This is a genomic window from Clostridium sp. CAG:265 (assembly GCF_000436575.1).
Taxonomy (GTDB): Bacteria; Bacillota; Clostridia; order Clostridiales; family Clostridiaceae; genus Clostridium; species Clostridium lentum.
In genome coordinates, this window is record NZ_FR886594.1 from 23,408 (window position 1) to 46,544 (window position 23,137).

Sequence of the window (23,137 nt, forward strand, 5' to 3'; positions counted from 1 at the left end):
TTTTTTTCTAACAACAACCAATTAAATCGCCACCCATACATTCACATATGCTATCTAAACACCATAAATTTATACAGCAATCAAATGCATTGGCATTTCCACCAGTAGTTCTATATGTATTAGTATAACTCCTAGCCCTCATTCTTAGATTGTTTAAATTTTGTCTGTACTCAAAATTATTTGGATCCATTCTACAAGCAGTTTCCAAATTATTTATAGCTGCATCAAACCAACCCTTGTTTAACATCACCATTCCATATAGAAAATGCCATTCTGCATTTCTATTACTTATGCTATTTAATCTAGTTTCTGCAGCGATATTATTACCGCTTTGTATCATTCTTCTTATTTCAGCATATTGTGCTGTATCAGAACTATAGCTTTCTCCATTAGTATAGGAATTATTACTACTGCTATTATAAGAACTACTGCTGGTTCCTGAATTGTTCTTAAGCATTTCATAAGCTTGATTTACTTCTGCAAGCTTTTTCTCTGCCAAATCCTTTAATGGATTATCAACGTATTGATCTGGATGATATTGTTTTACTAATTTTCTATATGCCGATTTTATTTCATCCTGGCTGGCTCCAGGTTTAATACCAAGCACTTCATATGGATTCATTTTTACCACTCCTCTTATTACATTCGCATTCATTAGTTATTTTCGTGTACTTGTCCATCATACCTAAGCTTATAATATTTTCTAATATCTCTTTATTACGTTTAATTGGAAGCTTTTCTAAGGCATTTCTACATGTATATCCACAATTAAAAATTGTAAACTCCATTCTATCCCTTATTTCTCCCATTAGCTCTTCATACGTTTTATTATTGGTATTATACAAGTAATTAATAGGATTAAATTTATTTTTTTCCATATCCTCTTTCAAGTCATCTAGCGCATCAATAATATATATCCACTTTCCTAGTGAATATCCTAATTCATATAAATTACCTCTTATTTCTTCACTGTCACCTTCAAACTCCTCAGGATATAAATTTAATATTTTACCTACTATTTCACTAAAAGGATGAGCTATTTCATCGATAGACGAAAATCTCTTTTCAACCTCCAAATATGATAATTTTTTCAAATTTTCTTCTATTATATCATTTATTATTGTAACATTTCTGTTAAATTTACTTTTATATGGTGATAATATTATTGAACTTACTTTACTTTTCATGCTCCTATCATCAGCAACATCATCTAATAATTTATAATATACAAGGGAAACATTCATTGCTGCCGCATAAGCTAAAGCCTTATTATTAACTATCATAGGTTTCTTCTTCAATGGATGTGCTATACATCGCTGTATCTTAAAGCTTCTTTCCTCTTCATGCAATCCATCTAGTAACAACCCAAGAAAAGTCATGTCATAATTTAATGACATTCTTGGTATATTTCCAAAACCATCTTTTATATGCATACATACTCCACAATAATAACTTTTAAAAGATTCATATTCCCTTATCTTTAACTCTGGTTTAAGCGGAGTAACATAACCAAACAAAAAACCACTCCTTACTTTTTATAATATACATTAAATATCCTTAACATATTTTAGATATATTATATACTAAAGAGCCATTTAATAAAATATTTTTATTGTTTATTTACCTCAACGCTTTACAAACAAATCACCACTTTTACTTTTTTACTACAATTATATATTTATTGCTACCAAGCTTCAATATTCTTTAAATATTTTCTACAAAAAATGCTTATCACTCATAACTTTTTTCTAAGTAGGACAATAATATTTCCATTACATATACTATAAATATAAAGAACTCTTATATTTATAGATAAAGGAGTAAAATATATGGAAATTACTTTAAATGATAAAATTTATAATGTAAATCCTGAAGACTACTCCATAGAAAGTATTATAGTTTTTGGATCATTTATTCGTGGTGATAATAATATCCATAGCGACATTGATTTTTTGATAGTAATCGATAACTGTTCCTATAATGAAAAATTAATAACTAAACTTAATATTGCTGAAGAAATGCAAATTCCTCCTTCATGGATATCAATTTATACTACCGATGAAATTTATGATTTATGCTTATATGGCGATAGTTTTCTCTGGAGTGTCAAGCTAGAAGGTTTAATCCTTTATTCTCGTAGCGGTTTTTTCGAATACTGCCTATATAATCTTAGACTATATACCAACATGACTAATGATATTGCTTCAAATTATAAGAAGTTAAGAAACATATCTTATGACTTTAATACTAAGACTGTTTCAAATGCTACCTTAATTAAGCGAGTTGGCTATATAATCCGTAATACCCTAACAATCTTAGCCTATACTGCAGGAGTAATAAACTACAATAAATATGAGGTATATGATATATGTAAAAGCATACCTGGCTTCTATATTCCATTTTCCAAAGAAAGCTACATTAAATTACTTGATATAAAATCATATATTAAAGATAATAGTCTTGATGCTGATTCAATTCCTAATTTCCATCAGTATATCAAATTATGGATAAAAAAAGCTTTCTTACTTGTAAGGTCTTCATATTATAAAATTATTGCGCTGACATCTAGAGGTTTTTCCAGCCCATTTATCGATTACCTATAATATAAAATATAATTATGAACAAAATATATAAATATTTTCAATTGAAAATTAATAAAAAAGACTATCTCAAAAGAAATAGTCTTTTTCATTAATTCATCTTCAATTAAACTGCTTCAACATCATTTTCATATGTTAAAGATTTTTCAGATGATTTCATTATTATCTTTCTTAACATATCTACCGGTATCATTGTCAATGACATAACTATAATAATTAACCATCCTTTAATTCCAAAAGGTGTACATGAGAATATTTCCCCACCTACAAATGTTAAAATTATTTGAACTAAAACAATCGCTAACATTACCTTTATAAAACCTTTATTTTCTTTGATATGATCAAATATATTAATACCTTCACTACGTACATTAAATCCATTGGCTACAGCAGAAAAAACAAACATTGAAAAATATGCTGTTAAATGTTGTCCTTCATTTTCAAAGAACTCTTTAAAGAATGGAAGCTTTAAGAATGCAAAACTTATTACCCCAAGCCATGCCCCTGCACATAAAACTTGAGACATCATGTTTTTATTCACTAAACTTTGAGTTCTTGATTTAGGTTTTTCACTCATATACTTCTTTAAAGCTGGCTCAGCTCCTAAAGCTAAAGCACCTAATCCATCCATAACTAAGTTTATCCATAAGATATGTGTAATCTTTAATGGCTCTTCAACACCAAAGAAAGGCGAAATAGCCGATACTGCAACAGCTGCTACATTTATAGTTAATTGGAATTTAATAAACTTCAATATGTTATTATAAATAGTTCTACCATATAAAATAGCATTTTCTATAGATTTAAAATTATCATCTAAGATAACTATTGAACCAGCTTCTTTTGCAACATCAGTACCTGATCCCATTGCAAAACCAACGTCTGCTCTCTTTAATGCTGGTGCATCATTAACACCATCACCAGTCATACCACAAACTAGATTTAGCTCTTGTGCAATTCTTACCATTCTTGATTTATCTGTTGGTAATGCTCTTGCAATAACTCTTATCTTTGTAATAACAGCTTTTATCTCGTCATCAGTCATTTTATTTAATTCTTCAGAAGTAAATGCTAACTCATCATCTGATTTAATTAACCCACTATCTTTTGCTATAGCTACAGCTGTTTCTTTTCTATCACCTGTAATCATAACAACTTGTACACCAGCGTTTTGTACTTCTTTAATTGCTTGCTTTGCTTCTGGTCTTACATCATCCCTTATACCAACAAAACCTACAATAACTAAATCATCTGGTAATGCATCTTCAATTAATTCACTCTCAGAGTAAGCAAATGATAAAACTCTCATTGCTTTATCAGCTAATGAATCTATTTTAGCATTTAATTTATCTTTATCTATTGGAAGTACTTGTCCATTTTGATTGATATACTTAGTGGCCTTACCAAGCAATCTTTCTGGTGCCCCTTTATATACTGTAACATTTTCAAGCTCAGCAGCTGAATATTTGTTAGCAGAGTTAAAACCTTGACTCTTAACAACTTTTATATCATTTAAAGAGTTCATTTCATTTTTACCTAAGAAATTTAATAAAGCTTTATCTGTAGCATTTCCACCGATAACTTTATCATTATTATCAAACATAGCACCTGTATTTTTTCCAATACAAAGTCCCATATATTCTTTTGTATACTTACTAGATTGATAGCTATCTTTTAAATCTCCATCAAAAAATTCAACTACTTCCAGCTCACCTTTAGTAATTGTTCCTGTCTTATCAGAAAATAATATGTTTAATGAACCAGCTGTTTCAATCCCTATAGGCTTTCTTACCAATACATTATTTTGTAGCATCTTAGATGTATTTTGCATTAAAACTATGGCAATCATTAAAGGAAGTCCTTCTGGAACAGCCATAACTATTATAACAACTGCTAACATTAAAACTTCTAATAAATCTTTAAATACATACATCATACCAAGATCAAAATATGGAGATACTCCACCAGCTACTATAACTTTATGAATCATTAAAGTTATTGCAATAACCACTGCTCCTATATATCCAAACTTTGATATACTATCAGCTAATTTAGAAAGCTTAACTTTTAATGGGCTTTCTACATCATCATCTTGCATGTCCTTAGCCATTTCACCCATCATAGTCATCATGCCCACTTTTTTAACTTCTAGTACACCTTCACCATTTACCACAACAGCACCTCTAAATAAAGAATGCTTGTCTACAAATGTATCTCCAGTAATAGCAACTTCCCTGTAAATAAAATCATTAGGTATAGCATACTTCTTACACTCTTCTGATTCTCCGTTAAGGGCTGAATTATCTACTGCAATTGCTCCTGAACACAATACTCCATCTGCTGGAATTTTATCTCCACTTTGTATGATAATTCTATCACCTACTACAACATCATCTACTTCTATTTCAACTATTTTGCCATTTCTATAAACTTTACAAAGCTCTTTCTTAGCTCCATCTTTTAATTTTCTGTACTCATTATCACTGGACATTTCAGTTTTAGCTGATATAACTGTAACTAATAATACAGAAATAACTATTCCTATAAGCTCTCCCCATTCAGCATAGCCTAAAAAAGCCATAATAGCCATTATACACGCAATGGCTATTAGTAATTTTATCATTGGATCTCCAAAAGCATCTTTAAACTTATCTAAGAATGTTTCTGGCTCTGCTTCAATTATTTTATTATCACCAAATTTCTGCCTATTGTCTAAAACTTCTTGATCATTTAATCCCTGTAACAATTTTCTTCCCCCTAGTTACTAAAAATATATGAAATTTTTTATTATTTTCTTAACTATTTAATAATTATAGTTATCTATAGCTATTATATAGCTCTTGTATAGATGCTTCTATAGCTTCACTTACAACTTTAAATTGCCATTCACCATTTTCTTTACGAAGCTCTGCAAATTTCACACAAGTATTATTACCAGCATCTTCAGTTAAATTATATCTACATATTTCTTGGCATGATTTATCTTCATTTAATAATCTAACATAAGCATTTTTTACTTTTGAAAAAGACTGCTTTCTTGCTTTTCCTTCATATATTGTAACAGCAAACATTATTCTACAACATCTTGTTGGAAGATTATTTAATGAAACTGAAATTCTTTCATCATCGCCATCTCCATGACCTGTTAAGTTATCTCCATGCAGAAATATTCCATTATTTCTTTTATTACCAAAATAGACCATTCCATCTTTAGCTATTAGCTTTCCACTTTCATCTAAAAGTAACGCAACTAAATCTAAATCGAAATCTTTACCTAATCCAAAAAAACCTTTTTTTGCTACATCCCAACCTGCTGCTAAAATCACATTTTTTAAAGAAGGATCCTTTTTAGTTAAATCTAATATATCATTTTTTTGTAAATTTAATAACATCCTCAATTCTCCTTTATCTATTATGCATATAATGCTAAAATACCATTTAAATCAGCTATACGTCCTTCACCAACAGCTTTAAATTCCCATTCTGAACCTGCTTTATACAGCTCAGCAAATATAACTGAAGTACTAGTAGAACCATCTTCCTTTAAATTGAATCTACAAAGTTCTTTTTCATTATTTTCTGCATCCAATAGTCTTACATATGAATTGTCTATCATTCCAAATGTTTGTCTCTTAGCTTGTGCATTATGTATAGTAACTACAAATGCTATCTTTGCTATATTAGAGTCAATTGCTTGTAAGTCTATTAATATTCTTTCATCATCACCATCACCAGCACCTGTTCTATTATCTCCACCTAGTGTAATTCCTTGTCCATTTGGATTGTTAAAGAAAATTACATTAGATACAGTGTTGAACTTATTATTACTATCTAACAAAAATGCTGCAATATCTAAATCAAAATCTGCTCCATTTCTTGATATATCCCAACCAGCACCTAAAATTACTTTCTTTAATCCTGGATTTTTCTTAGTTAAATCTAATATATCATTTTTTTGTAAATTTAAAACTGGCATTGAATCATTATTTGACATACCAAAATTTCCACCTAAATTAATTCCCATAATTTTTTCTCCTATATATATATATTTTTTTACTTATTTATTTACATGTAAAGCGATAAAATACCATTTAAATCTGCCATTTTCCCTTCGCCTACAGCCTTAAACTGCCATTCAAAACCATCTCTAAATAGTTCGGCAAATATTACTGACGTACTAGTAGAACCATCTTCTTTCAAATTAAACCTACATACTTCTTTTTCATTATTTTTAGCATCTAATAATCTTATATATGAGTTTTCTACCATACCAAATGTTTGTCTCTTAGCTTGCGCTTCATGAATTGTAGTTACAAAAACTATTTTTGCTATATCACTTCTAATTTGTGATAAATCTATAGTTATTCTTTCATCATCACCATCACCTGCACCAGTTCTGTTATCTCCTTCAAGGACAATACCTGGAGCTTCCATATTATTAAAGAATATAACATCTTGCGGTATATTCTGTACTTTACCATTGCTATTTAATAAGAAAGCAGCAATATCTAAATCAAAATCATAACCATTCTTTGCTATATCTCAACCTGCTCCTAAAATTACTTTTTCTAAGCCTGGATTTTTCTTAGTTAAATCTAAAATTTGATTTTTTTGCAAATTCAACGCATTAACTACTTCTCCACTTCTGTTTCCCATCATAGATCCTAAATTAATTGCCATATTCAATGCACCTCTTTTCTTTCTCCTCTTTATGTAGTATATATTACCACTTTAAGAATTAATTTTCAACCCTTATAAGGAAATACTTTTTTTCATTGTCATTTTTATACTTTCAAGCTTAGTTGTATTTTCTTTTCTTGCTAATGCATTACTTTGTTGTATAGCTTTTGTTTCTTCAATACCTCTCATTATTGTTTCATATGATTTTTCTAAAGTTTCAATGGCAACAGAGCTACTTGAAGCCATTTTAGCTATTTCTACTGATTGTCTAGAAGTATTAGCTGCATTTCTCATGATAAGTTCATTTGTTTTATCATCTAACTGCTTTAATGACTTAGCTTGAATTTCTTGTCGCTTTAATAAAACTGCTTGTGCAAGGCATTGTTTAAAAATAGGAAGTGTTACAATAAATGAAGAATTTATTTTTCTCATTAAATTAAAATTAGACATTTGCATGCTTTGTAACATTGGAGCGGCTTGTATTGCTACATTTTCAGCAATTCTTAAATCATATATACGTTGGTTTAACATCTCTTTACACATTTCAAGCTTTTGTACCATCATATTCTTTTCCTCTTCACTGATAGTATTATTTAGAGGAATTTGATAAATGTATTGTTCAACTTCTTCTAAAGCTAATTCTCCTGCCACTATATATTTTTCCAATTCTTGATAATAAGCCATGTTGCCATCATATAATCTCTTCAATTTATTATTTGATTCCTTAATATCGCTTTCATATTTCTTTAATAATACATAAACCTTTTCCACTTCATATCCCATGGTGTCATATTTTTGGAATAATCTAGCTATAGTATTTCCTGCACTTTTGAAAATCTTAGAAACAAAACTTTCTTGTTTTATATTTTTAATTTCTTTAACATCAAACTTATCCATTATTTTTGTTAAGTTAACTAACATTTCTGTTGTTTCCTCAGCTTTTATTTCCTTCATAGAATTTAAAAGTTCATCAGAAATTTTTGATATATTTTCACTAGCTTTTTGACCAAATTGAACAATTGAATTTGGATTTTGTACTTCTATTTCACTTGTAAGATCTTGTACTTCCTTAAGAGACCTTAATCTTTCTTTATATTCTTCTAAATTATTAGTGATCTCCGCCATGCTATTTTCAGTAGCAAACATAGTGTTATCAGTCATATCCATCATGCTATTAAAATTATTTCCATTCACTATTATTCTCTCCTTACTTTCTTTTATTAATTACTTATTCATAATCCTTGAAAAAAAGCTTTGCTTATAATTTATTATCTCATCAAATTTACAATCATAGCGTATTTCTTCTAATCTATTAATAACAATCTTATTCTCCTTAATATATTTATTTATATTGAAAGATCCTGATGGATTAAAAATAACTATATCAATACCTATATTATGTAAATAGCATAATAAGATAACCATCCATTCATTAATAGTATCTTCACCATTTAAATAAATAACTATCTTAGGTATAGAAAAAACAAAATCGAAATTATCTATTATTCTTATTATGCTTTCATTTAGATATAAAATTAATGCTAAAAGCTTTAAAGATAGCTTTTTATCAAAACTCATCTTTAATATCTTATTTTCTTTAATAAACTGATTAAACTTATTTAATAGTAAATCTTGCAACTCTTCATTATACTTTCCTAACGTATAAACTCTACTCTTTTTTATTTCTTCCACATCAAATGTACCATCACTTAACTGACAAAACATTAATTCGAACATATCATTAGATACTGATATATCTCTAGAAATATTTCCTCCATTAAAAAACAATGTATTTGGTGCATTTAAACAATGTTTTAGTATTTTCTGATTTTCAGCAATACTGCAATACTGTCCATCAATTTTATAAAAAATGCTTGGAACTGTAACTACCATATCTTCAACTTTAAATCCTGGTCTAAGCTTAGCTGGTTCATTCCAATAAATATATATATCCTCTAAAATAGTATCTAATAATACACTTTTAGTAAATCCTTTTCTAAACTTCCATGGTTTATACATTCCTGTATTAGAAAATAATTCTTCATGAATACTTTTTTCAATTTGCTTTGTTACTGTTTCAACAACTTCTATTTCATGACCTCTATGAGCCTTAATATTAAAACTTTCAAGATCAGTAATGCTACTTTCCACATAACATTTACTTAAATTATCAGTATCAACCTCATTCCAGTATTCTTCTTTTAAAGGATTTAAATATAAAACATCAAATCCCATCTTATAAAGCATTATTAAAAAATATATTTCATGTTTATTTATCTTTCCATAATATATACATTTAGGATTAATGGAATTTTTATAATCAATATTTTTAATCCATGAATATGCCCATACTATAAGTTTAGTTATAAAATTATTTCTTATAGATTCATTAAAAAAACTTTCATTTTTTACTGATAATTCAATTGTATACTGTAAAGCCTCTAAAAAAGCTGTATTTATTGCTAAATCATCAAAAATAACTATATCTTCATTAACTATATTAAATATATTCATAGAGTTAAGTTCATTATAAATGTATTCAATAAGCTCAATTTCACCGTTTAAAGGTATCTCACCATCAAAAATTAATGATACATTACTATTCTCATAACATTTTTTATTTAATGTACTAAGAATATCATCATAATTTTCCTTATTACTTACACCTATAATCCTGTTAAAATATGAAGCAAACTGGCCATTTATATCTTTTCTACTGTATTTATCCATAAACATATTCTGAATTATTCTTAATAAATCAACAGTCATAATTCACCACCTCATAATATTATTTATGCATAATTTTTCATTTATCACTTTTATTATACATTCTTTAACAAACAAAAAAAACAATAATTTACTCTATAAAAGAATTAATTATTGCTTTTTTATTTTAAGCTTCTTTTTCACATTTTTTATCATTTTTTTCATACATCATCATATCGATTATTAACTTCATTTTATTTTGAGATTTGGTGAATTCATCTTCAATCTTGTTAATCGTTTCCATCTTCTTGTAATATTTCTCTATAACCTTTTTATTACTAATCATATCAATCACCTTCTTTAATTCTATCTATTATATATTATTATAAAAAGTTTAATTATATGAATTAATTTATGTATTTAATCAGAAATTTTTACTACAACTATAATTATTTAATTCTTCACCATAACCATATATCCTTCCAAAATATTATCTAAATTTTTTATTGTTTAATTTTTATCTAATTCATTAATTATATCTGCCATTAATTTTAATTTTAAATGCACTCTTGTGTCCTCATCATCTATTTTATTTATTTTATCTATCTTGGTCATATACTTTTCCTTCATTCTCTCACTATATTCCATAATAACCTTCCTCTCTTTTTAAGCATTTACGAATATTATTTGCCATTTGCACTAAAATTTATACACAAAAAATAAAACATACACTATGTATGCTTTATCACTAACTACGTATTTCTTTTAAGAATTTATAACTCTACCAATCAACAGATGTTTTATTTTTACTATTCCTACAAGGAAGCTTAAATTCAAAAAACTTAAGATTTTTTCCTCTTGGCGAAAATCTATCACATACAATATGTAATATATAACCTGTTGTAAAACCGAGAGCCAAATATTTATTACCTATTAAAAATACACTCCAGCAAAAGGATGTTGTACCTAATATTTTATGAGTAAACATTCTATGGGGAGAAAGCTTTCCAAGAACAGTATTGACACAGAAAAAAACTAATCCCAAATAATTTTCACTAGTATATTTAAAAATATTTAATATATCATCCACACTAAGAGCTAAGCCAAAACTATATCCTACTACTAAAGCAACCATTAATATCATAATTATCTTATTAAATACCTGACTTGCTTTAGATTTATGAGAATCTATATCTGGCATATATGAGCCTATAAAGCCACCGGCTATTAAAGGAACTAAATGTACTACATCGCCAATATTATTGTTCATTAAAAAACCAATACCCATGGTAGCTGTAGCGGTAGTCCCTATCATCATGTGTTCCTTACCTTTCATTTAACAACTCCATACTTTTTCTTTTTTATTTTAATTATACTATATTTTTTTCTTACTCGAAAGTATGTTCTTAATGATTTTAAAAAAAACATGCCTTTGATATGCTCCCTTTCAAGAAATTGCCTATAAACTTAATGCTATTCTTATTGATAGTAAATATCTTATGGAATATGATAAATATAATACTCTAGTATTCTCTAAAAAAAATCTCTAATTTGATTACTAGAAAAGCTTTAGTTGCTATCTTAAATTCGCATTCTTTAATTAATCTTCTAATCTTTTTAAGATTTTTACTGGCATTGGAGTCAACCATTGACCCTCTAATACTTCTGAGTATGGAGTTTTTGCTACCATACTCATACCTTTCTAATCATTTACTACTTCATAAATTATACCTGAAAAAGGCTTTAAATTAATACTCAAATTATATAAATAATTATCTTCTTTTGTTGTAGTAACATCACTTCTAATTCCCCATGTGCTTCCACCATAAATGTCACTATCGCTATTTACTATTTCTCTCAACCTCAGCTCCTCTTCAACTTTAAATGTAAATGGAGCATATTCATTATCTGAAAAATTAAGTGCTACTATGATTCTATGATCACTACGCCCACGTTCGTATATATATACTGACTTTTCTGGTGCATTTACTTCTAGCCATTTAAAATAACTGCTATCATATTCATTTTTATATAGAGCTTCATAATTATCATAAACTTCATTTAATCTCTTTATATATTTATTAAAAGCATAATGTAACGGCATCTTAATTAATTGCCAATCCTGCTCTCTCTTTTCATCCCATTCTCTAAATTGTGCTATTTCATTACCCATAAAGTTAAGCTTCTTTCCTGGATGAGTATACATATACATATATAGTGCTCTGCATTGTTTAAATTTATCTTCATAGTCTCCCCACATCTTTTGAATGATAGTAGCTTTTCCATGAACCACCTCATCATGTGAAAAAGGTAATAAAAATAACTCATTATAAAAATATTCCATTGAAAAAGTTAACTTGTAATAATGATTTGGTCTCTCTTTCGGTGATATCTTAAAATATTCCAATGTATCGTTCATCCAACCTAAATCCCATTTATAGTCAAAGCCTAATCCGTTATATTCTACAGGTGCAGTTACTTTAGGATATGCAGTAGAATCCTCTGCTATTATCATAGCAGTAGGATGAAGTTTATGAAGTCCAACATTCATATTTCTAATAAAATTAATTGCACAAGAGTTTACCCCCCTTGCAGGATTTCCTTGCCAATATATAGCTCTACTTATAGCATCCATTCTTAAACCATCAAAATGATATTCCTTAAGCCAATAATTTGCTGCTGATTGAAGAAATGAGCATACTTCTCCTCTAGAATGAATAAAATTGCAAGTTCCCCACTCACTAGCGCCTACATCTTTATGTGGATATTCATAAAGTTCCGTACCATCAAATTTTGCTAATCCATAATCATCTACTGCAAAATGTATTGGAACAAAATCTAATATTACGCCTACATTGGCCTTATGACATTTATCTATAAGCTCTTTAAGTTCCTTATTGGTACCATACCTTGATGTTGGACTAAAGAATCCCGTATTTTGATATCCCCAAGAACAATCTACAGGATGTTCACATAAAGGCATTATCTCTATATGAGTAAAACCATTTTCCTTTACATAATTTATAAGTCTATCAGCAATTTCATTATAACGATACCATCCATTATTATAAGTTTCGTCATTTTTTTTCATCCATGATCCCATATGAATCTCATAAATATTTAATGGCTTATTATAACACTTATCTCTTTTATTCATCCACTCATCATCACTAAACTTATATTCTTCTAAATCCACTATATATGAAGCACTATTAGGTCTTAATTCCATAGCAAATCCATAAGGATCACAATGATAAACCACTTGTCCATCTCGTGTATGAATACAATACTTATACATCATACCTACACGTGCATTTTCAGAGGTAATACTATATATTCCACTTTGATACTGTTGTTCCATTTCTTCTTCTTGCCAATCATTGAATTCGCCTACTAATGATACTTTTGCTGCATTTGGTGCATATACTCTAAATAAAATTTTATTACCTATTTTATGTGCTCCAAAAAATTCATATGCATCAAAAGACTTACCTATATAGAAATCTTGAATATTCATATTGATTCCTCCCAATTATTAAACATACTCCTTTTAACCTACTAATATCCTTCACTGGTATCTTTTTAAACTTTTCTGAAGTTATATTACTGACCTTATAAGTCTTCTCTTATAAATCTTATTTCTACATTAAAAAAAGAGGCCTTTGTCCTCTATTCTTGCTTTCTCCTATGTATATCCATATGTACAATTCCTATGATAAATCTTATATATTAGTTTTCCTTTCTATTATCTGAATCATTTCCACCTTTCAATTTTACCATAAAATGTATATACATTCAATAAGCCTGTTCTATATATATTTCTAAATTATAAATTTTAAATTTCTTTTGAAATATCGGACTTGTATAATGAGCTCCTTGATCTAAATGTATAAATGAATCATCTCTAAGAAGACTAATATTATTTTTAGTTAATATATCCACTACTTTATACTAACACAAATCCTTTAACAAACCTCACTTTGTTATTATTTCATACCTGTTTCTTTATGAATAATATCCCAAAATTCATCTTCAGTAACTATTTCTATACTAAGCTGCTTAGCTTTTTCTAATTTACTTTTTCCTGCCTCTTCCCCTATAACAAGAATATTTGTTTTTCCACTTATGCTTGTTGGAGAATCTGCCCCATATCTTATAGTTGTAGCTCTCATCTCAGCTCTACTTTTAGACATATCACCAGTAAAAACTATTTTCTTTTTATTAAATATATCCTTTATTAAATTATTTTTAGCAAACTCAATCATTTCTTTTTCTTCTGCAACTTTTTCCTTATCCTTTGCAAACTTTCTAAAACTATTAGACTTTGCTGAGCTTTTAGTACCATCTTTTCCTTGTTTATTATCATTCTTTGAAACTGATCTTGATATACTTAAAGCACACCATCTTTCTGGCTTTATAACTTTTAATAAATCTAATAGATCCAAAACATCTTGTAATGCATTGTGTGATTATCCTTTTTTGATATTATAATGCTCTAATAACATGTATATGAATCTTTGTAATATAATTCCTTAATTTCATTTACTTTTGGACTTATCATAAATTTATAACTCTATTTCAACTTTATAAAATATTAATACACTTTTGTATATTCCCATTTATCTCTACAAACACTTTTCTGATAAATAGTATTATATTAAGCTTTTTTTATATTTTAACATAGTTTAAGGGTATATAGTGATTTTCTGTGAACTATTCTCCACTTATAGAAGTGGGGGCTTCTTGGTCAATATACCTAACGGTACAAGTTCACCCAAGCTTATAAGGTAGTTCCTACCTCAAGATAATACTAAAATTATATTACTAATTTTAATAAGTTTTTACTTGCATTTATATCTCTATCGTGTTTTGTACCACATTCTGGACAAGTCCACTCTCTCAATGCTAAGTTTTTTACATCAATGTTCTTATATCCACATTCTGAACATAATTGACTACTTGCATAATTAGCTGGAGCAACTACAATATTTCTTCCATACCAATCAGCCTTGTATTCTAACATTGTTCTAAATTCACTCCATGCTACTTCGCTAATCACTTTTGATAATTTATTATTTTTAAGCATATTTTTTACTTTCAAATCTTCTATAGCTATAGATTGGTTTTCTCTTATTAGCTTAGTAGATAATTTGTGTAAAAAATTTTTACGTTGATTAGTTATCTTCTCATGTAATTTAGCAACCTTCAATCTTGCTTTGTATCTATTGTTACTTCCCTTTTGTTTTCTTGACAAATCCTTTTGTAGTTTAATTAATCTCTTTTCTGACTTTTTTAGATATTTTGGATTTGATACCCTGTACCCATCACTACATATTGCAAACTCTTTAAGTCCAACATCTACACCTATTTTCTTATCAACTTTAGGTAATGTTTTATTTTCAGTATCTACTAATATAGATATAAAATATTTATTACTTGGAGTTTTAGATACTGTGCAACTTTTTATAGTCCCAGTAAATTCTCTATGATATTTTATTTTTATCATAGTTTTTAGTTTTGGTATTTTTACATGATTATTTTCAATATATACAGTTCCTTTTTGATTATTAGTAGTATAACTATAGTAATTAGTTTTCTTGGATTTGAATTTAGGAAATCCTATAGACTTATCTCTAAAAAAATTTTTATAAGCTTTTTCTAAGTTTTGTTGAGCATTTGCTAGTGCTAATGAATCAATTTCTTTTAGCCATTCAAATTCTTTTTTATATTGTGCAGGTGTATTTTTTAACATTTCGCCAGTTTCTTTATAATACTCAATTTTATCAGCTAACATTTTATTATATATAAATCTAGTACACCCAAATGTTTTAACTAAATATTCTCTTTGTTCTAAATTAGGATATAATCTATATTTATAAGCTTTAAGCATTATTTTCCCCTTGATTCTCAATGTATTTTCTCATCACTTCAATAGGTGCTCCACCAGTAGTTAATTACTATTTATTACAACATACTACTCTTGTTGACTATAGTCAAGTGCTATCCATCTCCCACTTATAAAAGATGGGAGAATTTCGCACATTAATGTTAAAAATCATTATATACCCATTTTTATAACTTTAATTTATTTTCAACAATACATTTAGCCACTGTAAGTTATTTCTTCCACCAATTGTATCTTCTGATTTATATATCTTAATTATTTCTAATTTGGGAACTGCTAATATCATTTCTTTAAATGTTTTTTCTGTATAGCAGTTAAAATATCTTCCCTTTTCATCAATATATTCATCTTCTCCATATTTAAATGACATATAAAATACTCCATTGTCTTCTAAATTAGATGATATATTTTTTATTACATTAATTAGATATCTTTTGTTTATATGAAGCAATGAAGCACATGCCCATATTCCATGAAATTTTTCTGTTAATTGTAAGTCTTCAAATTTATTGCAAATTACTTCTTGTCCTATAACTTTACTTGCAGCAATTGATAATTCTTTTGATCCATCAACTGCTGTAATATTGTATCCTCTTTTTATAAATTCAAGACTATCTCTTCCTGAACCACATCCTAAGTCAAGTATATGACCATCTTTAGGTATGTGTTTTAGGAAATCTTTATATAAATGGCTCATATCTATTGATAGTGTACTTTCTATATATGATTTTGAATTGTTATTGTAAAAATCTAATGTGTTATTTATCATTTGGCTTATTTCCTTTAAACTAATTTAAATAATTCTTCTTTACTTTTTTCATAACTTTCTAAGCTAATTTCAGAAATTAAAATTTTCTTATCTCCTATATTCTGATTTAATTTCCAATATGAATGACTAATATCTTCAAACTTAGGATATAACAAAATACACTCTTCACATTCTGCATATGTTGTAATATAAGCATACATTTGATAAATATCACTTTGAGAATAAATCTCTATATTATTAATAGATGAGCTCTTCCACTTTGTATCAATTATAACCTTAGGTTTATTATCTTTATATATAACAATATCAGGCTTTAATGCTATTTCATTTCTTTCTTTTAAAGTATTCCATAATAAATATCTAGATTTTTCCTGAGTATTTATACTTATATTAGTATCATTAAAAACTTCCTTTAATAAAACTCCAATGTATTCCTCATATAAATAATTCATTTCAAATAAAATTGAAAATCCATTTTCCTTACCTAATGATTTATCCATACTAGAATTTAATAATATTAATTTTGCTAATGTAAAACACTCTAAAAATCTATTGTTCATTCTATTTAATTTATAATTTAAAATAATATTATTAGGAATATAAATATCTGAAATATCATTTAAAACATTATTTATGATATTTAATTCCTTCTTTACGTCATCATTCTTTATTGAAAATAAAATAACACTAATAGCCCTTTTTAAAATAGCATTGAATAAATTGTCCTCAGTGAATTCATCATATTTACAATTCATTTTATTTTTATTAATGGTATTTTCTTTTATACTTTTAGATATTAGAGTTTTTCCTTTTATCGTGCTTAAAGCTTCTTCTTTAGAAACATATTCTCTATATAATCCCTTTTGTAATTCATTTAAAAGCTTTTTTGAAAACACTTTTGCCAAAATATCTAGCAATGAATTATTTAAAATATTGCTATTTAATAATTCATTTATATCTACAGATAATTTATTACATTTAGAAAGCATAAACACAAGAATTTCCCTATCTTTGATTATGTCATTGCTTAAAGATATCTTAGGCAATATCTCAATAATTAAATTATTTATCTTTATTATTCCAACATAATTAATAAATTTAATTTTATTATAATCATATACTATTGATTTATTACCTATATTTTTCTTTAAATATACACAAATATTTTTATATTCAGAAATCGATATTTCATTTTTTCCTTCACCTATATTTAACCAGTCATATCCTTCCCTTAAGACAATATATTTACTATTCATAAATATTTTTAAGCTCCTCTATTCCGATTTCTGTTTTTACTCTGAAAACCTCTTTAGAACCTAAATCACTAATATTTTTAAAGCCTTTAAATATTTTTTCTGCTGATTTTTCCTCTCTATAAACAATAGATTTATCATTTTTAGATAGTCCTATTCCCCCTAGAATCATTCCTACTCTTTCGTTGTCTCCATAAAAATATTCTTGTAATAAAGGAATTATTTTATTAATAACTACATTGATAATATCTAAATATGAATTACAGTTAACAAAATATGCATGACCTATTAAATGATCTCTATCTAATAAGAATTCTATCCTTTCATTAATTTCAATTAATAATTTATCTAGCTCTATGCCATCAATTTCATCTAATACATCATAATCTGGCATCATTTCTTCAAATATAAATCTTCTTCTTAATGCAATATCAATTTGAGCTATAGATTTATCAGATGTATTCATTGTTCCTATAATATATAAATTATTTGGAAGGCTAAACTTTTCTTTTGTATATGGTAAGTTAGCGACAATTTGATTACTTGTACCTATTCTTTTATCCTCTTCTAATAAGGTAATAAGCTCACCAAATATTTTTGATATATTACCTCTGTTAATCTCATCAATAATAAGTACAAACTTCTTTGCTTCTTTAAAAGCTCTTTCCTTATTAATATAATTATTAACTTTAACCTTCTTATCATCATAACTTACTTCATCTTCTTTATATTCATCTTTTAATCCTTCATAAGCTGCATTATAAGCTATTCTTTTTAAAATACCATCTTCTGTTACAAAATTACCTTTTCCATCTGACTTTAAACCTTCTATAAATTCCTCATATCCATAACTTTGATGGAATGTACAAAAATCAATTTGACCTTTATCAACAAGCTCCTTATATTTATTTAGTATAGCCTCTCTATTATTCTCCTCAGCTATTTCTGAATATCCTTCATGGTCAATTATTTCTAATGCTTTATTTATAACATTATAAGTCTTTCCTGTTCCTGGAGGGCCATATAAGATAAAGTTTTTATTATCTTCATTTAATTCATCTTCTTCATTAGATATACTTTCGTGTAACTCATCTGATAAATTAGTATTATTTAAAATTATATTTAAATTTTTATCATTTTTTATTTTAGTAAGTGTACCTAAATAATTTATCCCCTCAAATTCTCTAACTTCTTTTGATATCCATTCCACAGGAAGAGTATGATGTAACTTTTCATCATATTCGTACCCACTAGTAACATCTTCAAGTACCTCAGCTATTGCTGATACTTTAAACACAGAAATATTTCTTTTTTCGCCTTTAGTGTAAGAACTTTTTAATATAACAATATCACCTTTTTTTATTTCACTAAAATTAGTTAAGGTTTTAATTGTATTATTATCATAATTATGTTCCTTTAAATACTCTTTCAAAGCTCTTTTATTTATAATTACATCACTTAAATCTTCTTCAAAATATCCTACTGCTATTTTATTCTTCTCTATTAAATCTGGAAGTATATTATTTCCATCATAATTATGACCTAAAGCCCAATAAGTTATTTTTCTTGGAACTTTCCTAATGGTTTCCCACACAAAATTTGATAGCTTAAACATCTCCCATTCTTTAAACTCATCCATTGCCTTAAGTTTTTTAGTAGCTAAATAATTTATTGCTATAATATTTTCTGGTGATTTATCTGTATCTAAATTTAATATTTCTGCTAATGGAACTAATACTGCTGATGAATAAATATCTATAAACTTATCTGGCATATAAATTGATAATATTTTAAGTAATACCATATTCCATAATGGTGGATTTAACTCTTTTATTTCTTCTATATTATCTTCCTTTGCAAACTCTATTGATTTTACTATTTTAGAGATAAGCTCATGATATTCATACTTTAACTCATCACCTTCAATATATCTTTTTTTATCTCCATATCCTATACAATATTTTCCAGAGGCATCCATATAAATATAAAACTTAGAAGAATTACCTCCACCAATAGCTCCACCTATTTCCTCTTTTCTCTCTAGCCAATAAGTAAATGTATCATTATATGTCTCTGGATAATTGGCCTTTAAAACTATATATTCCTCTATAGGTATATCTAATAGCTTATCTAAAGGAAATCTTTTAACAAATTTACTCTTATTTTCTGCTAAAGTTTGAAAAAATTTATCTTTACTAATGTAATCCTTTGATGCCCCTATAAAATTTTTTAACTTTTCATCTATTATTGTTTCTTGTATTTCATGATTTTTCACTACTGATTCCATATTCATTTCTGATCTATCTCCATATCTAAGATTTTCTACTCTCCAATAATACCCTCTACTTGGCTTTCCACTTTCACTTGCTCTTTCTAAACTATCTCCAACAGCTTGTACATTTAAAAACTTTCTTACCTCTGGAAAACTTTTAAATTCTGCTACTAAATCAGTTCTTTCTTTATCCCTATAACATTTTATATCTGCTAATGTTACTAATCCACCATACTTTCCCATTTATACCTTTCCCATCTCATCTTATATATTAATTTGATAAAATTTTTCTTTCCGATAACTATAAGCATCTTATTTATTTTTAACAAACCTATTTCTATAGTAACTTTGTACTCTTATATCAATTGCATCTTTCATATGCTTTTTAAACTCTTCTTTGTTTATAAATTCTCTTAAATCATCAGTTAAAGATAAAACATATCCTTCGTTTTCTTTAAAGAAATCACTATGAGTTTGTAATAAATATTTCACTGGATTACTTTTAGCTAATCTAATATATTTTTTACTATCCCATTCCATAAAGTCCTTTGTACTCTTGTCCTTTAGCATATCAACTTTATTGGATCCCTGGTGATAAAATTCATAAAAGCTCTTATAAACATCCTCTTCATCAATATCCATCTTTATATCACCATTATTATAAAAGGCTAATAGCACTGGCATTTTATATGTTTTACTCATACTTGTAGTTTCTATCATATTAATAAATTCTCTAGCTCTTGTGTTATATAAAACACTTTCTTCTTTATTTAACTCATTAATATTATTTAAAAACTCCATATAATTAGCAAAAGGACTTAACCCCTTCTTAGTCTTAATATTATCATATATGTCATCATCCATATTATTAAAGAATTCCACTCTTGAAGGAACATGCCCTAAGTCTTCTTTTATACCATAATATTCTTCTCTAATTTTATCCCTAATGGTCATTTCTTTTTCTGCTTGCTTTTTAAATATATCTACCAGCTTAAAATCAAAATCTACAAAACAATCATCTGGAAACTCATAATCACTTTGACTATTTCTCTTACTGGCTTCTTTTGAATAACTTTGTCCACTTAATAAGAATGGTATTAAATTAGCTTTTTTATAATTTCCTATGAAATCAAGTACGTTTAAGTATTGCTTATCTTTATATTTTCTTAAACCTCTTCCCAACTGTTGTAAAAATACTGTTGGAGATTGTGTAGGTCTTAAAAACATTACCATATCTATTGCTGGAATATCTAATCCTTCATTAAACATATCTACTGAAAATAGTACTTGTACTTCTCCCTTAGCTAAAGCACTTAATGCTTCATTTCTATTAGAAGAATATTCTCCACCTTCACCACTATATACAGCTACAGCTTTTATTCCATTTTCACTAAATACTTTTGCCATATATTCTGCATGATGTCTTGAAGTACAAAATCCTATAGCTCTAGATGACTTATATTTTCTATAATGGTTTATTATAAGCTCTGCTCTTTTATTAAGCATTAATGCATCTTCTAATTCCTTATCATTGTACTTACCATTTTTATATTCAATATTATCATAATTTACTGTTTCATCATAAATACCATAATATCTAAAAGGAACAAGCCATCCCTTTTCAATAGCTTCCTTTAATCTTACTTCATAAACCATATTATAATCACAAAGAGCAAATACATCTTTAGAATCTAGTCTTTCAGGTGTTGCTGTAAGCCCTAGTAAAAACTTAGGTTTAAAATACTCCATAATCTTTTTATAATTATTAGACACTGCATGATGGAATTCATCTACCACAATATAATCAAAATAATCTTTTGAGAAATAATTTTCATTTAAATACTCATCTTTTCCTAATGTTTGAACTAATGAGAAAATAAATTTATTTTTAGTATCCTTTTGATTTCCATAGAAAAATCCTATATCATCAGAATTTCTAACATTTTTAAAGCTAATGGCTGCTTGCTTTAATATTTCTTCCCTATGAGCTATAAATAAAACTCTTTCATATTCTCTAGAATCAAAAGCTGCTAAGTAAGTCTTTCCTATACCAGTAGCAGCTACAACTAAACCTTTATCATATCCTTCTTCTCTACTTTGCTTTAATCCATATAAAGCTTCAATTTGAGCTCCTCTTGGCTCAAAAATATTAAGCACATTATTTTCTTCACTATTTTCCTCTTTTTCAATATCACTTTGAACTTTTGGTTTCTTCCAAGACTTTGAATAATCTTTTAAAACTTCATCAGTTATTTCATATGAATGATTATAAAATAAGTCTTCAAAAGTTTCATAAAACACATTAAAATCACTTATATTTGAACTTTTATTAAATCTATAATTCCATTCAATTGAAGAGGTCAATGCTCCTCTAGAAATATTAGATGATCCTATATATATTTCACTATCTAATTCATTATGAAACATATAGGCTTTAGGATGAAATGATTTCTTTGGATTATTATAAAACCTTAAATCAACTTTATTTTTCAATTCATCTTTTAAAAGATATAAAGCCGATGGCTGAGTTATGTTAAGATAGTTTCCTGTTAGTATTCTTATGTTAACTCCTCTATCTAATGCATCTTTTAAATCATTAAGAAGCATCTTTACTCCTGATTCCATAAGAAAGGACACTATTATATCTATACTTTTTGCATTTTTAATGCTTGTTCTTAATCTATTAATTAAATAATTTTTGTTGCCTGTAATTGCATTACTGATTTCTTCTGTAATGCTTATCTCTTTTTCTACTATTGTTTCTTTAGTTATTTTATCAATCATACTTTAATTACTCCATTTATACTTTTTATATTTCTTTAAATATAAGTGAATATTTTTATAATTTTTACCACTAATCTAATTTTATTATAATATTAAAAGCTAGTAAATTAATACTAGCTTTCAATATGTAAATCATTTAAAATATTTTCTAATTCCCTTTTAAATTCT

20 protein-coding genes are annotated in these 23,137 nt (G+C 27.1%); 1 reads left to right on the top strand and 19 read right to left on the bottom strand.

Annotation, left to right across the window (positions count from 1 at the left end; translation table 11 throughout):
• Nucleotides 1-7: 7 nt before the first annotated feature.
• A complete protein-coding gene (locus Q5O29_RS03350) occupies nt 8-622 on the bottom strand; it encodes a J domain-containing protein (RefSeq protein WP_022211590.1) in 615 nt (204 codons plus the stop codon).
• Nucleotides 609-1,517 carry a DUF5685 family protein gene (locus tag Q5O29_RS03355; protein WP_022211591.1) on the bottom strand — a complete coding sequence of 303 codons (909 nt, stop codon included), beginning with the start codon at nt 1,515-1,517 and terminating at the stop codon, nt 609-611. Before Q5O29_RS03355 ends, Q5O29_RS03350 begins: the two co-directional genes overlap by 14 nt.
• Nucleotides 1,518-1,829: 312 nt before the next feature.
• Here Q5O29_RS03355 and Q5O29_RS03360 point away from each other — a divergent pair, with 312 nt between their 5' ends.
• Nucleotides 1,830-2,603, top strand: coding sequence for a nucleotidyltransferase domain-containing protein (locus tag Q5O29_RS03360; RefSeq protein WP_022211592.1), 774 nt, complete (start codon nt 1,830-1,832; stop codon nt 2,601-2,603).
• Nucleotides 2,604-2,706: 103 nt separating this feature from the next.
• Here Q5O29_RS03360 and Q5O29_RS03365 read toward each other — a convergent pair whose 3' ends face one another.
• The 17 genes from Q5O29_RS03365 to Q5O29_RS03440 form a co-directional block, all read right to left on the bottom strand.
• Nucleotides 2,707-5,346, bottom strand: coding sequence for a calcium-translocating P-type ATPase, PMCA-type (locus Q5O29_RS03365; RefSeq protein WP_022211593.1), 2,640 nt, complete (start codon nt 5,344-5,346; stop codon nt 2,707-2,709).
• A 70-nt stretch (nt 5,347-5,416) separates the two neighbouring features.
• Complete coding sequence (locus Q5O29_RS03370; RefSeq protein ID WP_022211594.1) at nt 5,417-5,992, bottom strand: TerD family protein; 576 nt, start codon at nt 5,990-5,992, stop codon at nt 5,417-5,419.
• Nucleotides 5,993-6,012: 20 nt separating this feature from the next.
• Nucleotides 6,013-6,624, bottom strand: coding sequence for a TerD family protein (locus Q5O29_RS03375; protein ID WP_022167968.1), 612 nt, complete (start codon nt 6,622-6,624; stop codon nt 6,013-6,015).
• A 41-nt stretch (nt 6,625-6,665) separates the two neighbouring features.
• The gene (locus Q5O29_RS03380) at nt 6,666-7,139 is read right to left on the bottom strand and encodes a TerD family protein (protein ID WP_368073576.1); all 474 of its coding nucleotides are present in this window, start codon (nt 7,137-7,139) and stop codon (nt 6,666-6,668) included.
• 3 nt (nt 7,140-7,142) lie between these two features.
• A complete protein-coding gene (locus tag Q5O29_RS12040; protein ID WP_022211596.1) occupies nt 7,143-7,280 on the bottom strand; it encodes a hypothetical protein in 138 nt (45 codons plus the stop codon).
• A gap of 72 nt (nt 7,281-7,352) precedes the next feature.
• Nucleotides 7,353-8,474, bottom strand: coding sequence for a toxic anion resistance protein (locus Q5O29_RS03385; protein ID WP_022211597.1), 1,122 nt, complete (start codon nt 8,472-8,474; stop codon nt 7,353-7,355).
• 30 nt (nt 8,475-8,504) lie between these two features.
• On the bottom strand, nt 8,505-10,049 hold the full coding sequence (locus tag Q5O29_RS03390) for a YceG family protein (RefSeq protein ID WP_022211598.1): 1,545 nt from the start codon (nt 10,047-10,049) through the stop codon (nt 8,505-8,507).
• A gap of 124 nt (nt 10,050-10,173) precedes the next feature.
• Complete coding sequence (locus tag Q5O29_RS03395; protein WP_022211599.1) at nt 10,174-10,332, bottom strand: hypothetical protein; 159 nt, start codon at nt 10,330-10,332, stop codon at nt 10,174-10,176.
• Between the two features lie 164 nt (nt 10,333-10,496).
• Nucleotides 10,497-10,634 (bottom strand): hypothetical protein, encoded by a 138-nt coding sequence (locus Q5O29_RS03400; protein WP_022211600.1) that lies wholly within the window; start codon nt 10,632-10,634, stop codon nt 10,497-10,499.
• Between the two features lie 133 nt (nt 10,635-10,767).
• A complete protein-coding gene (locus tag Q5O29_RS03405; RefSeq protein ID WP_022211601.1) occupies nt 10,768-11,322 on the bottom strand; it encodes a metal-dependent hydrolase in 555 nt (184 codons plus the stop codon).
• 366 nt (nt 11,323-11,688) lie between these two features.
• Complete coding sequence (gene glgB, locus Q5O29_RS03410) at nt 11,689-13,503, bottom strand: 1,4-alpha-glucan branching protein GlgB (RefSeq protein ID WP_022211603.1); 1,815 nt, start codon at nt 13,501-13,503, stop codon at nt 11,689-11,691.
• Nucleotides 13,504-13,972: 469 nt separating this feature from the next.
• A complete protein-coding gene (locus Q5O29_RS03415) occupies nt 13,973-14,431 on the bottom strand; it encodes a BRCT domain-containing protein (protein WP_022211604.1) in 459 nt (152 codons plus the stop codon).
• A 371-nt stretch (nt 14,432-14,802) separates the two neighbouring features.
• Nucleotides 14,803-15,876, bottom strand: coding sequence for an IS200/IS605 family element RNA-guided endonuclease TnpB (gene tnpB / locus Q5O29_RS03420; protein WP_022211605.1), 1,074 nt, complete (start codon nt 15,874-15,876; stop codon nt 14,803-14,805).
• 190 nt (nt 15,877-16,066) lie between these two features.
• Entirely contained in the window at nt 16,067-16,660 is a 594-nt protein-coding gene (locus tag Q5O29_RS03425) for a class I SAM-dependent methyltransferase (protein ID WP_022211606.1), read from the bottom strand.
• A 14-nt stretch (nt 16,661-16,674) separates the two neighbouring features.
• The gene (locus Q5O29_RS03430) at nt 16,675-17,916 is read right to left on the bottom strand and encodes an McrC family protein (RefSeq protein WP_022211607.1); all 1,242 of its coding nucleotides are present in this window, start codon (nt 17,914-17,916) and stop codon (nt 16,675-16,677) included.
• Entirely contained in the window at nt 17,909-20,428 is a 2,520-nt protein-coding gene (locus Q5O29_RS03435; protein WP_022211608.1) for an McrB family protein, read from the bottom strand. The genes Q5O29_RS03430 and Q5O29_RS03435 overlap by 8 nt, the downstream gene beginning before the upstream one ends.
• Before the next feature lie 69 nt (nt 20,429-20,497).
• Nucleotides 20,498-22,969 carry a DEAD/DEAH box helicase family protein gene (locus Q5O29_RS03440; protein ID WP_022211609.1) on the bottom strand — a complete coding sequence of 824 codons (2,472 nt, stop codon included), beginning with the start codon at nt 22,967-22,969 and terminating at the stop codon, nt 20,498-20,500.
• Nucleotides 22,970-23,137: the final 168 nt, after the last annotated feature.

Bases quoted from the DNA above. Each gene is read 5' to 3' on its own strand.
- Q5O29_RS03350 (WP_022211590.1), bottom strand. From the start codon at position 622: ATGAATCCATATGAAGTGCTTGGTATTAAACCTGGAGCCAGCCAGGAT.
- Q5O29_RS03360 (WP_022211592.1), top strand. From the start codon at position 1,830: ATGGAAATTACTTTAAATGATAAAATTTATAATGTAAATCCTGAAGAC.
- Q5O29_RS03370 (WP_022211594.1), bottom strand. From the start codon at position 5,992: ATGTTATTAAATTTACAAAAAAATGATATATTAGATTTAACTAAAAAG.
- Q5O29_RS03375 (WP_022167968.1), bottom strand. From the start codon at position 6,624: ATGGGAATTAATTTAGGTGGAAATTTTGGTATGTCAAATAATGATTCA.
- Q5O29_RS12040 (WP_022211596.1), bottom strand. From the start codon at position 7,280: ATGGCAATTAATTTAGGATCTATGATGGGAAACAGAAGTGGAGAAGTA.
- Q5O29_RS03390 (WP_022211598.1), bottom strand. From the start codon at position 10,049: ATGACTGTTGATTTATTAAGAATAATTCAGAATATGTTTATGGATAAA.
- Q5O29_RS03395 (WP_022211599.1), bottom strand. From the start codon at position 10,332: ATGATTAGTAATAAAAAGGTTATAGAGAAATATTACAAGAAGATGGAA.
- Q5O29_RS03400 (WP_022211600.1), bottom strand. From the start codon at position 10,634: ATGGAATATAGTGAGAGAATGAAGGAAAAGTATATGACCAAGATAGAT.
- Q5O29_RS03405 (WP_022211601.1), bottom strand. From the start codon at position 11,322: ATGAAAGGTAAGGAACACATGATGATAGGGACTACCGCTACAGCTACC.
- glgB (WP_022211603.1), bottom strand. From the start codon at position 13,503: ATGAATATTCAAGATTTCTATATAGGTAAGTCTTTTGATGCATATGAA.
- tnpB (WP_022211605.1), bottom strand. From the start codon at position 15,876: ATGCTTAAAGCTTATAAATATAGATTATATCCTAATTTAGAACAAAGA.
- Q5O29_RS03425 (WP_022211606.1), bottom strand. From the start codon at position 16,660: ATGATAAATAACACATTAGATTTTTACAATAACAATTCAAAATCATAT.
- Q5O29_RS03430 (WP_022211607.1), bottom strand. From the start codon at position 17,916: ATGAATAGTAAATATATTGTCTTAAGGGAAGGATATGACTGGTTAAAT.
- Q5O29_RS03435 (WP_022211608.1), bottom strand. From the start codon at position 20,428: ATGGGAAAGTATGGTGGATTAGTAACATTAGCAGATATAAAATGTTAT.
- Q5O29_RS03440 (WP_022211609.1), bottom strand. From the start codon at position 22,969: ATGATTGATAAAATAACTAAAGAAACAATAGTAGAAAAAGAGATAAGC.